At 69.4% G+C, this 12442-nt stretch carries 10 protein-coding genes; 6 read left to right on the top strand and 4 right to left on the bottom strand.

Going from position 1 to position 12442, the window contains the following annotated elements; genetic code table 11:
- Complete coding sequence (locus ACX114_RS34365) at window positions 1-957, bottom strand: Circumsporozoite protein (RefSeq protein ID WP_459291565.1); 957 nt, start codon at window positions 955-957, stop codon at window positions 1-3.
- 389 nt (window positions 958-1346) lie between these two features.
- Window positions 1347-2048, bottom strand: a complete 702-nt coding sequence (locus ACX114_RS34360; protein ID WP_459291564.1) for a DUF2306 domain-containing protein — start codon at window positions 2046-2048, stop codon at window positions 1347-1349.
- 139 nt (window positions 2049-2187) lie between these two features.
- Here ACX114_RS34360 and ACX114_RS34355 point away from each other — a divergent pair, with 139 nt between their 5' ends.
- Together ACX114_RS34355 and ACX114_RS34350 are read left to right on the top strand one after the other, a co-directional pair.
- The gene (locus ACX114_RS34355; RefSeq protein ID WP_459291563.1) at window positions 2188-3075 is read left to right on the top strand and encodes a LysR family transcriptional regulator; all 888 of its coding nucleotides are present in this window, start codon (window positions 2188-2190) and stop codon (window positions 3073-3075) included.
- A 317-nt stretch (window positions 3076-3392) separates the two neighbouring features.
- Window positions 3393-4028 (top strand): TetR/AcrR family transcriptional regulator, encoded by a 636-nt coding sequence (locus ACX114_RS34350; protein ID WP_459291562.1) that lies wholly within the window; start codon window positions 3393-3395, stop codon window positions 4026-4028.
- Between the two features lie 12 nt (window positions 4029-4040).
- On the opposite strand, the gene ACX114_RS34345 is transcribed toward ACX114_RS34350, so the two are convergent.
- Complete coding sequence (locus ACX114_RS34345) at window positions 4041-5432, bottom strand: amidohydrolase family protein (RefSeq protein WP_459291561.1); 1392 nt, start codon at window positions 5430-5432, stop codon at window positions 4041-4043.
- Window positions 5433-5825: 393 nt separating this feature from the next.
- Here ACX114_RS34345 and ACX114_RS34340 point away from each other — a divergent pair, with 393 nt between their 5' ends.
- A complete protein-coding gene (locus ACX114_RS34340; protein ID WP_459291560.1) occupies window positions 5826-7145 on the top strand; it encodes a hypothetical protein in 1320 nt (439 codons plus the stop codon).
- 32 nt (window positions 7146-7177) lie between these two features.
- On the top strand, window positions 7178-8350 hold the full coding sequence (locus ACX114_RS34335) for a hypothetical protein (RefSeq protein WP_459291559.1): 1173 nt from the start codon (window positions 7178-7180) through the stop codon (window positions 8348-8350).
- A 23-nt stretch (window positions 8351-8373) separates the two neighbouring features.
- Here ACX114_RS34335 and ACX114_RS34330 read toward each other — a convergent pair whose 3' ends face one another.
- Window positions 8374-9945: a serine hydrolase gene (locus tag ACX114_RS34330; protein ID WP_459291558.1), complete on the bottom strand. Its 1572-nt coding sequence runs from the start codon at window positions 9943-9945 to the stop codon at window positions 8374-8376.
- A gap of 153 nt (window positions 9946-10098) precedes the next feature.
- Here ACX114_RS34330 and ACX114_RS34325 point away from each other — a divergent pair, with 153 nt between their 5' ends.
- Both ACX114_RS34325 and ACX114_RS34320 read left to right on the top strand, forming a co-directional pair.
- A complete protein-coding gene (locus ACX114_RS34325; RefSeq protein ID WP_459291557.1) occupies window positions 10099-11778 on the top strand; it encodes a hypothetical protein in 1680 nt (559 codons plus the stop codon).
- Window positions 11779-11792: 14 nt separating this feature from the next.
- Entirely contained in the window at window positions 11793-12419 is a 627-nt protein-coding gene (locus ACX114_RS34320; protein WP_459291556.1) for a hypothetical protein, read from the top strand.
- Window positions 12420-12442: the final 23 nt, after the last annotated feature.

The raw sequence follows: 12442 nt of genomic DNA, 5'->3' as shown, positions 1-12442 counted from the left end.
CTACCCGAGGCCCACCCAGCCCCCGACCGTGCTGAGCCCGTCCTTCACGCCGCCGGCCACGTCGCCCAGGACATCCACCGCGCCGTTGAACACGTCGCCGGCCGCGTCCGCCACCGCGCCGCCCGCGTTGATGGCGCCCTCGGCGATGTTCTCCAGCACCTCGCCACCGGCCGCGGCGGCCGTCTCGCCGACCGCCTTGAGGATGTTGCCGGGATTGACGGAGCCCTCCACCTCGACGCCCAGGTCCAGGCCGGCCGTGGCCTCCACGCCGACGTCGAACTCCAGGTTGCCGCCGTCCAGGCCGATGTCCGCGTGGGCGTCGCCGCTCACGCCGGCGCTGGCGCTGGCGGTGATGCTGGCGGAGGCCAGGGAGTCACCCTCGTGCTTCAGCTCGATGCCACCCGTGAGGCTGGCCTGCGCGCCCGCGAAGCCGGAGGCGGCGGCGTTGAGGGACACGTTGCCGTCGGTGCCGACGTGCAGGTCCAGGTCGATGGAGCCCTCGGCGCCAATCTTGCCCAGCGCCTCCAGGTCCAGCTCGACGGAGTACTCCTCGCCGGCGATCTCGAACTCCACCGTCTTGGTGGCGCTGGCGCCCGCTTCCACCAGGTTGGCGGACACGTCCACCTGCACGTTCACGTCGATGCCGGACAGGCCGATGTCCGCGTCCACGGACGCGTCCGCGCTGAACGTCGGGCCCTGGACGTAGGCGTTGGTGTTGATGCCGCCGGGGCCGGTGCCGTTGACCTCGGCGCGCGAGCCGCCCGCCTCGAAGCTGGACTCGCCGCTCAGCACGTTGCGCGACGGCGTCTGAACATTGCCCTGCGTCTGGGTGGAGACGTTCGGCTGCGTCCCGGGCTGCTGCTGCTGAGTCGTCGCCGGCTTCGTCGGGGGCGGCGCGACGGGCTTCGGGGGCGGCGGGGGCGGCGGAAGCGGGCGGTAGCCGATGGGCAGGGACATGGTCGGACTCCGGAGATCGATGGGAACGGCGCCCGGAATGGCGACCGTTTTTTCCCATTCTCCCCAACCCCGTCCGGAAGTTTCCGCACCCCCATTACTTTGTAAGAAATTCCTGGTCGGATTCCGGTGGAGTGGGATGAATGGGTACATTTTGACGGGAACGTTTCATCTCGGCGCCCGGGAGGTGGAACGTCGCGTCAAAATCCAGAGGGGATGGTGGCGTGCCTGACTCCGCCCGGGCGTTGTCCTGAACGGACAAACCTCATGGCCGGAATGTTGAGAGGGGCGGGCGACTCTCGGTCGTTGAGAGCGCCTCCAGCCCCTTCCAGGTGTCGCAAGGAGGGATACGCGGCAGGGCGGAGTCCGGTTACAGGCTCCCCAAGTGTGCCTCACCGCGTCGCGCACCCACTGCCGCTGGCACGTACCTCGAGCAGCCCCTTGCGCATCTCGGTAGCGCGAACGGGAGTGGCGGTTGGCCGACGGATGATCCGCTCGGCCACGGCGAGATTGATGACCCAGCCGGCGCCCAACAGCAGCGCCCTGGCGAGCTCGCCCGGTGTGCCGATGATGACGAACCAGGGCATGGAGACCAGCACCTGTGTGCCCGCGCCCAGACCGATGGCGTAGCCTCGAATCATCCAGGCCCGGTGGCCGCCGACGTCCCGCCTCAGGATCGCGGCCAGCCCCAGGACGAGGGACAGGACCATCGCAGAGCCGAACAGGAGCCGCAGGCCGTCGAGGAGCGCACCATCGCCTTCGGCGCGGGGATAGAACAGCGTCATCCACAGGCCCGAGAGCCCGGCCACGAGGCCGCACGCGACCAGGAGCCGCCCGGCGACGCGATGCCAGCCGGGCCGTCGGCGGCGAAAGTCCGGGGCGAATTGGAAGGCACCCAGGACGCAATACACGCTGGCGCTGAGGACGTGCAGCACCACCGGCAGGGGCGATGCGAAGAACCTCGCGTTGCGCGGCGTGAGCTCGGCGCCGCCCGCCAGTTCGGCCAGACGGGCGGCACCGGCCAGGATGGGCACGAGCGAGAGCGCGACCAGCGCAGCGGGCACGAGCCGCTCGGCCTTGATGGTGGAGGGCATGGGGGGCTCTTCTCCTGTCGGTGCCGGGACGATGGGCAAGGTGAGTGAAGACGGCGATGCGTCGTCTCGTGCGAACCCATAGCCCTCCGCGACCCCCGACGGAATTGACTGAGTTCCTTCACCTGATATGCGAAAATGCATGGACTGGCGGGCGGTCAACTTCGATTGGAATCGGGCGCGGGCATTCCTGGTCACCGCGGAAGAGGGCTCGCTCTCGGCGGCGGCGCGTGCGCTCGGCATGGCGCAGCCGACACTCGGGCGTCAGGTGAGCGCGCTCGAGGACGAGCTGGGCGTGGTGCTGTTCGAGCGCGTGGGCCGGAGCCTCATGCTGACGCCGAGCGGGCACGAGCTGCTCGACCACGTTCGAGCCATGGGCGACGCCGCGGGGCGTGTCTCGCTGGCGGCTGGCGGACAGTCACAGAGCGTCACCGGGCTGGTCCGCATCACGGCCAACGAGATCTCCTCGGCCTTCCTGCTGCCGCCCCTCCTGGAGAAGCTTCGGCGCGAGGAGCCGGGCATCGACATCGAACTCATCGCAACCAACACCGCGGTCGATCTGCGCCGGCGGGAGGCGGATATCGCGATCCGGAACTTCCGTCCCACCCAGCCCGACCTCATCGCCACCAGGCTCAGGGACGACCGCATGCGGCTGTATGCGGCGACCCGCTACCTTGCGCGCATCGGCAACCCACGTACGCCGAAGGCACTGAGCCGCGCCGACTTCATCGGATTTGGCGGGACCGACGCCATGCTCGACGGGCTGAACAAGCTGGGCTTGAGCCTGACGCAGCGGAACTTTCCGGTGCTGGCGGGGAACCATCTCGTGCACTGGGAGATGGTCAAGCAGGGCATCGGCGTGGGCGTCGCCCCCGAGCGCGTGGGAGACGCCGAGCCGCTGGTCCGGCGGGCCCTCCCCAGCCTCGCCCCGTGGGTCCTTCCCATCTGGCTGACGACCCACCGCGAGCTGAACACCAGCAAGCGAATCCGACGGGTGTTCGACCTGCTTGCGACCGAACTCGGGAGGTGAATGACGGCGCGCTCCTCAGGCCACCGCCGCATGCCCCGTCATCAGGTCGTTCAGCATCCGTGTCTGCTCCACGCGTGCGATGCGAGCATGTTCTTCACCATCCGCCACGGGGGGCGTGCGGAGGTATGGACTGCCCCGGGCGCGACAATCCATGTTCTGGAACAAAGCCTGACGCACTTGATGGAGGCGTGCGTTGTATTTGTTTGTGGATCGCCGTCGCTTCTGATGGACGGGATATGCTCCACCGCATGACCTCCGGCGCGGGCAGTCCTCGAGGAGTACCTGGGCGTCAACCGCGCCTGTCGCGAGACACCGTGGTGCAGACCGCCGTCGTGCTCGTCCGGGAACAGGGGGTGCGACAGCTCTCCATGCGGACGCTGGCCGAACGGCTCCGGGTCACGCCCATGGCGCTCTACAAGCACGTCGCGAACCGGGATGAGCTCGTGCTCCTGTGCGCAGAGGCCATCCTCCAGACCCTGGTGTTGCCCGCGGAGCAAGAGGACCCGGTGGCCTGGCTCCGGCTGCTCGCGGGCCGTCTGCGTGCCGTGGGACTGGCGCACCCGGGGCTGATGGAGTTCCTGCTGGAGCAGGGCCCTGTCGTCCACACCGCGCTCGTCATCCTCGACCGGACCGTGAGCGGACTTCATGCCGCCGGCATCCCGTGGAAGGAGGCAGGGGCGCTGCACAACACGTTCTTCTCCTGGCTGGCCGGAGCCATCCGCCGGCAGGAGCCGTGGGACGTGGGGCCACCAGGGACGCCGCCGCCGTTCGAACGGTTCTTCGCGGCGGCCGAAGCGCTCCCCGCCAGGGACTACCCGGGGCTTGCCCACAGCGTGCCGCACATGCGGGCCACCGACGTGGAGCGGGAGTTCGAGCAGAGCCTTGGCTTCATGCTGGAGGGCATCCAGCGACGCATCGACGCACGGAAGCGCCCCAGCCGTCGCCAGCGCTGAGTGGGCGTCGCGTCACCCGTCAGCACCTCCCATGTCCCAATGCGCGGAGAGGTCCGCCCTTCCTCCCAGGAGTGAGTCCGGTCCTCCCACCCGGGCGAGCACCGCGTCGCGGGCCTCGATGACCCGGCGACGGACCGTGGCCAGGTCCACGTCCACCAGGGCGCCCTGGAACTTCGCCCATCGTCCGCGCACCATCACCGATTCCACATTGCCCGCATGCGCCTGGAGCACCACCGCGTCGCGGGGACGGTTGAGCGGCGTCAGGTTCAGCGCATCAGCGGAAAGGACGATGAGGTCCGCGTCCTTGCCCGGCCGCAGCGAGCCCGTCACGCGTCCCAGCCCCAGGGCCTCCGCGGCGTCGAGCGTCACCATCGGCAGCATGCGCGCGGCCTTGAGCGCGAGGACCTGGGACAGCCCGTCCCTCTCATGGGCCCGGGCCCGCTCCACCTGGAGGGCCAGCCGCATCGCGGTGAACAGGTCCCCACCGTTGCTGGAGACGACGTCGCAGCCGAGCGTCGTCCGGACCCCCGCGCGCAGCGCGCGTCCGGTGACAGGAAAGCCCATGCCCATCTGAAGCTCCGTCTCCGGCGTCACCGCGATGGCACCGCCGCTGTCGGCGATGCGCCGCAGGTCCTCGTCGGAGCTCCACGTGCAGTGGACGAAGAGCACGTCCGGACCGAGCAGGCCTTCGTCCGCCATCCGCCGCACTTCGCTCGGGCCCGACACGGGCCACGCGGAGCAGTGGGCGGTGATGGGGACGCCCAGCTCGCGCGCGGAGAGAACCTCCGCCCGGCTCTGCTCCCAGGGAACCTGCATCTCCGTCAGCGCGACGCCCATGCGGACAAGCCCGCTGTCGGAGGCCAGCCGGGTGGAGCGCAGGCGTCGGGCGTCCTGCATTCGGCTCGCGGGGGTCGGCAGCGCGGTGCTCTCCTGGGGACCCGCCGCGTAGCCGTAGGCGAAGAGAGCCCGGATGCCGGAGTCCTCCAGCGCCGTGAGCGCGGCGTCCGCGTGCGCGGGGGACTCCACGCAGTGCGAATAGTCCACGAGCGTGGTGATGCCCGCGTCCAGCGCCTCCAGCGCCCCGGCCAGGTTGGCGGCATGCAGGTCTTCCGGCTGGAACGCGGGCGACAGCTTCACGCGCACCGCCGCCAGGTAGTCCATCACCGTCCAGTCCGCCCCCAGGGCGCGCAGCGGCGTCTGCCACGTGTGGCGGTGCGCATCGATGAGGCCGGGCAGGAGCAGCTTCCCGCGCAGGTCGACGACGCGACAGTCCCCGGCGTGCAACCGGGGACCCATGGCGACGATGCGCCCGTCCTCCACCAGGACGTCACCTCGCGGCAGGTCCGCCTGTTCAGGGTCGCAGGTGATGACCTCCGCCCCTCGCAGCAACCATCGGTCACCCATGCGGTGCTCCTCCTGTCAGGACCAGCAGGTATACACTGTATACCAACCGGGCGCAGGGGACACGCTCAACTCCGCGCGCTTGTTGATTGCAAGGCCGCCTGCACGCAGTGCGGCCTGACAGACATATTCCCAACCATTCAGACAGGGTTTCCGACAACGACACACATCCTCAGGTACTATGGGGTATCCACGACATCCGGGTTGAGGCAACTTTGCGGGCCTCAGATCCATAATCAGTAAAGCCCGAGTACCGGATTTCTTTCCCGAGGTATGCCCATGAAGGTCGGCCAGAGCGCTCCCACCACCTCTCCTGTGAAAGCCCAGACGGCGCAGACGACGACACGGCCGGCATCTTCTTCGGAGCTGCTTCTGCTGGCGGCCCTGAAGGCATCCGTGACCACGCCGGCGGCTTCCACGAACAGCACCGCGCCGGCGGCGTTCACCGCGGCCACGCCCCAGCAGACGCCGCCGGCCTACGACCTGCTTCCTCCCTCCATGAACCCGCCCCGCAACGAGCGGTTGGACACGGCCGTCAATGACGCCGTCCGGCGCGCGGCGGGGGAGAACATTCCGTTGCCGAGCCCGACCGAGCGCAATGAGCTGTACGCGCTCGCCCAGAAGATGCGGAACGAAGGCTGCTGTGACGTGAAGGAGATCGAAAACGCGCTGGTCGCGAAGCTGCGCGAGAAGGTGACCGGACCGAGCAAGCCCAAGACCGCGGCGGAGCTCGATGCCGTCATCGATCAGGCCTACAAGTACGTCTATTTTGACGACGCGCGCCCCACCTCCGAGTCGGAGAAGGCCGCGTTCCGGGAGCTGGCCCGGGAGCTCTCGGACAAGGGCGCCGGCGGCAAGGACCTCCTCTATGGCCTGTCGGAGAAGATCCGGCAGGTCAAGGACTGGGGCGGCAAGCCGGGCGAACCCGCGGTCATCCGGTCCGCCATCGAGAAAGGCTTTGATCGGGTCTTCGAAGGCTCGCGCAAGCCCAACGCCGCGGAGTACGCGGAGTTCACGAAGCTGGCCGAGGACATGGCGAAGTCCGGCTCCAGCTCCAAGGATATCATGTTCGCCGTCGCGGAGAAGATGCGGGCCCGCCAGAGCACGGGTGGCGCGCCGGTCAGCTCGCCGAAGGTCATCGACGACGTCATCGACCAGGCCTACAAGTACGTCTACAACAACGAGTCGCGTCCCACGACCGAGGCGGAGAAGGCCGAGTACCGGGCCATGGCCAAGGAGCTCGCGGAGAAGGGCGCCGCCCCCAAGGACATCATGTACGCCGTCGCCGAGAAGGTCCGGCAGATCAAGGACTACGGCGGCAAGCCGGAGGACCCCAAGGCCATCAAGGCCGCCATCGACAAGGCCTTCGCGCGGGTCTTCGAGAAGGAGAACCGCAAGCCCACCCAGGCCGAGTACGCGGAGTACACGAAGCTGGCGCAGGAGATGGCGAAGGGGGGCTCCGCCTCCCAGGCCATCATGTACGCCATCTCCGAGAAGCTCCGCTCGGAGAAGGACTTCGGCAAGACGCCCAGCCCGGACGGCATCGTCAACATGGCGTTCAAGGACGTGCTCGAAGGCGCCTACCGCCCGCCCAAGCCCCGTGAGATGGAGGCGTGGAGGCGGATCGCGGAGGAGATGCTCAAGGCCGGGAAGGCCCCCCGGGACGTCCTCATGGAGATCCGCTCCCAGCTGCGCGTGGCCGTCTACAACCGCTGAACGGACCCACGATTTGGACGACAATGGCGGACATGGCGGTCCGCCTTGCGTCCATCGTGTGTCTCCTCGCTGCCTTGCCCGCCGCCGCCAACGTGGCCGCCTCCACGCGGATACCGGCGGCCTTCACCCTGTCATCGGGGACCGCGCGCACGCGCTCGGAGGTGCTCAGCGAGAAGCTGGACTTCGATTGCGCGGAGGCGGAGCAGGAGGCGGTCTGCCGCTTCGAGGCGCGCTACCGGCTGCGCAATGGGACCTCCGAGGCGGAGGTCATCGATGCCGCCTTCCTGGGAGTCCGGACGAGCGAGGTCCGCGTGCGATTCGACGAGCAGCCTCTGCCCGTGACGGAGGGGCAGGCGGCCTCGATGGGCCCCACGCCGGAGGATGCGTTCGGAAGGCGTGAGTACTCCTCGGTGGAGCGCTTCGGCTTCACCCTCACGCTTCCGTCCGGGCGGGAAGGGGAGCTGGTGGTGCGCGGCCTGATGCAGCTCGAGCGGCGCTTCCTGCCCTCTGGGTACGTGTGGCCCGCGGTCCAGTCGCGCCACGCACTGCTGTCGTCTGGCCCGGCGCGGGTCGCGCACTGGGACATCGACTATCTGCTGGGACCCATCCGGACCTGGGCGGGCAACCCCACGCTCCACATCACGGTGCGTGTCCCTTCCGAGTGGGAGGTGGGCAGCAGCCCGGACGCCTCCGTGCGCACGCTGCCGGTGGCCACGGACTGGCGGCTTCGGCACGAGGGCGAGCAGTGGGTGGCGGAGCGGAGCCTCACGGCGGAGAGCGCGCCCGAGTGGCTCAACGTCACGCTGACGAAGCCCCGGCCGCGGTGGATTCCGGGCGGTGTGCAGCTGGGCCTGGGCGCGCGGCTCGGGGACGGTTCCCGCTTCATGGCGCGGCTCGGCTACCAGCTCGCCGCGCCTGAGTCCTTCCTGCACTCGCTCTCGGTGGAGACGGACTTCCGAGAGCAGCTCGTCCTCACGCCGCTCACGCAGTATGCGACGCCCCAGGTCGTCATCATCCCGAGCTTCGGGCTCGGTCTGGGTGTGCCGGTGCAGGTGCTCCCCGAAGCCAGGCCGGGTCTGCGGCTCCTCGCGGACCTGCACTTCGGTCCGCTGGGGGCCGCGCTCAGCTGGGACCACTATCCGGCGCTATGGGAGGGCACGGACTCCTTCTCGCGGCTCATCCTCCTGCTCCAGGTAGGGCTGTAGCGCCTCCATGCGCGGCGCACGGCTCACTTCCCGGTGGGCACACCCAGCTTCCCGAGGACCTTCACCGCATTGGCATTCTTCGCGTCCAGCGCGAGTGACTTCCTGTAGCTCGCGATGGCCTCTTCCTTCTGTCCCAGTTGGAGCTGTGCCTCGCCCAGGCTGTCGTAGGCATTCGCATCCGTCGGGAAGAGCTTCACGTTCGCTTCGAACACGCGCACCGCTTCCGCGCCCTTGCCGTCTCCCAGCAGCCGGTAGCCGAGCTGGTTCAGGTGCCCCGGCTCCAGGCCCTTCATGCCCTCGCGATGCTTCGCGGTGTACCAGGCAAGCGCGGTGTCGACGCCCTTGAGACGCATGAGCACATCCACGTGGGCGGACGGCGACTCGGGCTCGGGCTTGAACGCGGTCCAGGCATACTCGGCCGCGACGCTGGCGATGAGGCGGTCGAAGAGCAGGAAGCCGTTGTCGGAGTTGGCCATGACGACCACTCCGCTGCCCGTGTCACTGAAGGCCAAGAACACGGCCTGGAAGCCTTCGTCCGCGCCGCCGTGGACGAAGCGGTCGGTGCCGGGCTCCACCTGGAAGCCCAGCCCGAACGACTCCGACTGCCGCGTCAGCATCTGCTTCGTCATCACTTGCGACAGCACGCGCTTGGACTTCCCCGCTTTCGCGCTGGACACCTCCAGGGCGACCCGTGCGAGGTCGGACGGCGTGGTCCACAGTCCGGCCGCGGCCATCTCCGGGTACACGTGCCAGCGGCCCGCGACGCTCTTCCCGCTGGCATACGTCCCGGTCGCCGTCCTGGCGGCGAGGGCCGGGGGCAGGGGCTGCTCGTAGGAACTGCTGCTCATGCCGAGCGGCTTCAGCACCGTCTCCCGCATGACCTGGGGGAACGGCTTCTGGAGCTGATCCACCATCATCAGCTGCACGATGGATGTCCCCCCGCCGCTGTAGCGCGTCTTCGAACCAGGGACGAGGTCGACGCGCACCGGGGCGGTGTTCGCGGGCGCCGCGCCCTCCAGCACCTGCACCAGCGTGGGCATGGGTGCGTCGACGGCGTACCCGGGGAAGCCATGCACGGTCGTCCCCGCGCTGTGACTGAGCAGCCGGCGCAGGGTGACCTTCTGCTCCTTCGTGAAGTCGTTCTCGGGGACCTTCCACGAGCGAAGCCTGTCGTTGATGTTCTCGTCGAGCGACCATCTGCCGGCCTCGACGAAGTGCAGCGCCGCCAGGGCCGTCACGGGCTTGCTGATGGAGCCCGCCTGGAACAGCGTCTCCAGGGTGACGGGCTCCGTGCCACCCGCCTCCTTCACGCCATAGGTCCTGGCCCAGACGATGGCGTGCTTGTCGACGACGGCGATGCTCAGCCCGGGGATCCGGTACAGCGCCATCCACTGCGGGAGCGTCAGGCTCTGGGGTTTCTCGCCTTCGATGACGACCGGGACCAGGCCCGCCTCCACTCGCGCCGCGCGGGCCGCCTGGGCAGGACTGGCCAACCATTGCGTGGCGGGCATCTTCGTCCCCTCCGCCGCGAGGGCCGCGCCTCCCGGGCTGAACAGGATGGCCGCGAGCATGAGGCGGGACAGGGAAGGACGCATGGGTTCACCGAAGGAAGGAGTCCGCGAGGTGTACGCCAGCCGCTCCGTTCGATTGCCGGCCCGACCTCGGGGCCGCCGAGGGGGCCCGCCTGGCATCAGGGCGTGGGCAGGGCTGTAGCGTGGCCGGTAATCACCGGCTGGGGTCTTCAGGGGATGAAGGCAAACCGCTGGCTGTTGCTGGGGGCCCTGGGTGTGGCCCTCGGTGTCGTGGCTTGTAGCAGTGGAGACATCGGCAAGCCGCCGGACCCTCCGCCGGTCACGGTGGATGCCGGAACGGACGCGGGGCCGCAGCCCCTGCCCGACGCGGGGCCTGGCTCCCAGTGCCTCGGCGAGGGCACGGCGTGCAGCCGGGACTCGGGCGCCCAGTGCTGTACGGGCCTCTGCTCGGACACGGGCGTCTGTCCGGCCCCCAGTGCCCAGTGCACCGCCGCGGGCGAGGCCTGCACCAGCGGCATCGACTGCTGCACGAACAGCTGCCTGGACGGCAAGTGCTCCACGCTGCAGTGCCTGGACGTGGGCAGCACGTGCGCCAGCGCGGAGGCGTGCTGCACGAAGCTCTGCGGCGCGGACGGCAAGTGCGCGGCGCTGCCTTCCAACAGCACCAGCAGCTGCAAGGTGCCGGGCCAGGCTTGCAGCGGCGCTGGGGACTGCTGCTCCAGCAACTGCCAGGGCGGAGTCTGCAAGCCGGCGTACTCGTGCCAGGCCAATAACGATCTATGTATGAAGGGTGCGGACTGCTGCGGCGGTGTGTGCTCGCAGGAGAACACGGGCACCCCGGGCCGCTGCGTGTCGGTCAGCGGTGGCGGCGCGGGCGGTTGCCTCCAGGACGGCAACCCGTGCTCGGGCTCCAGCAACTGCTGTTCGCGCACGTGCGTGGACCTGGGCTACGGGACCACCGTGTGCCAGCCGGTGGGCGGCTGCCGTCCCACGGGCGACTACTGCACCGACGACGGCGTGTGCTGTGGCGGTGAGAAGCTGTCCAACGCGGTGGACTGCCGCGAGAGCCGCTGTGACAAGCCGAATGGCTGCAACCCGGTGGGCAACATCTGCGGCAGCGGCCAGCTGCCGGATGGCGGCATCATCGACGTGAACGCCCGCGAGGCCTGCTGCGACGGCCAGAAGGCCGTGTGCAAGGTGGACTCCGCCGGCGTGCCGCGCTGCTTCGGCGGCTGCCCCAACAACAACTGCCCGGCGGGCTGTCCCACGGGCTACACCGGCGAGGAGCCGTGCTGCATCCCGCAGGACCAGCAGTGCCAGTTCTCCGACCAGTGCTGCGGCGGCGCGCGCTGCCTGCCCGGCGCGGATGGCGGCCTGACCTGCCAGAAGGTGACCTGCGATCCCGTGGGCACGCCCTGTGACCCGCAGAACTCCAAGTGCTGTGCGGGCACCACCTGCTTCATCGCCTCCGAATTTGGCTATGTCTGCCGTACCGGGAACGTGCCGGGCGGTGGCGGCACGGACGGTGGCACGGGCACCCAGGACGCGGGCACGGGCGGGACGGACGCGGGCACGTGCAGCTCGAACGGGAAGGCCTGTGCCTCGAGCGCCGCCTGCTGCTCGGGCATCTGCTCCAACGGCACCTGCTCGGCCCCCAGCGCCTGTCAGCCCCAGGGCCAGGCCTGCACCTCGCCCGCGGACTGCTGCGTCGGACTCGGCTGCAACATCCCGGGTGGGAGCATCGTCGGCACCTGCGAGACGGGCTCGACCTGCTCCGCTGCCGGTCAGGCGTGCACGCCCACCAGCCCGTGCTGCCCACAGCTCGACTGCCAGACAATCACCGGGGACGCCTGCACCGGCACGACGCCCTGCACGTGCGCCAGCCCCATCGGATGACAGGAGACACCCTCATGCTCACACCCCTTCCACGTGCCGTGACCGCTGTCGCGTGTTCCCTCTTGCTGTCCCTGGGCCTCACGGCTTGCGGTGATGACGACATCAGCTCCGACGAGCAGGCCCGCCGCGCGTACCTCGGGCTCGACCCGTCCGTCAGCAAGGCCCTGCAGCTGGGCTTCGTCGGCTTCAACACCGCGTCCAGCGCGAACATCGCGCCCCAGTCCGCGACGGGCGACCTCTCCGGGACGCTGCTCGTCACCGGGCAGGTGGACCAGGGCAGCTCGGCCAACAAGGGCATGCGCCTGCGCATTGGCATGACCGGGTACTCAGATGGGGAGATCCTCCCGGGCGGGGACGAGGACCCGGTGAACATCACCTACGCTTCGAGCACGGACACGGCGGCGCAGCCGGAGCTCACCCTCCAGCTGCGCGACATCCCGGACGGCACATTCACCGGGACGCTCAAGGGGCCCTTCCAGATGACCGGGGACCTGGAGAGCAGCGTCACCCTGGACCTCACCCTCTCGGGTGAAATCGAGGACGACGGCACCGGCAAGGTCCGCCGCACGCCGGGCAGCACCCATGTGACGGGCACCGCCACGTCCGGCGATGGCGTCTACACCGTCGACGTCACGCTGTAGCGGAAACGGGCCCACCGCTACGC

The organism is Corallococcus sp. M7 (assembly GCF_054512695.1).
This window is presented reverse-complemented; position numbering and strand designations above follow the sequence as displayed.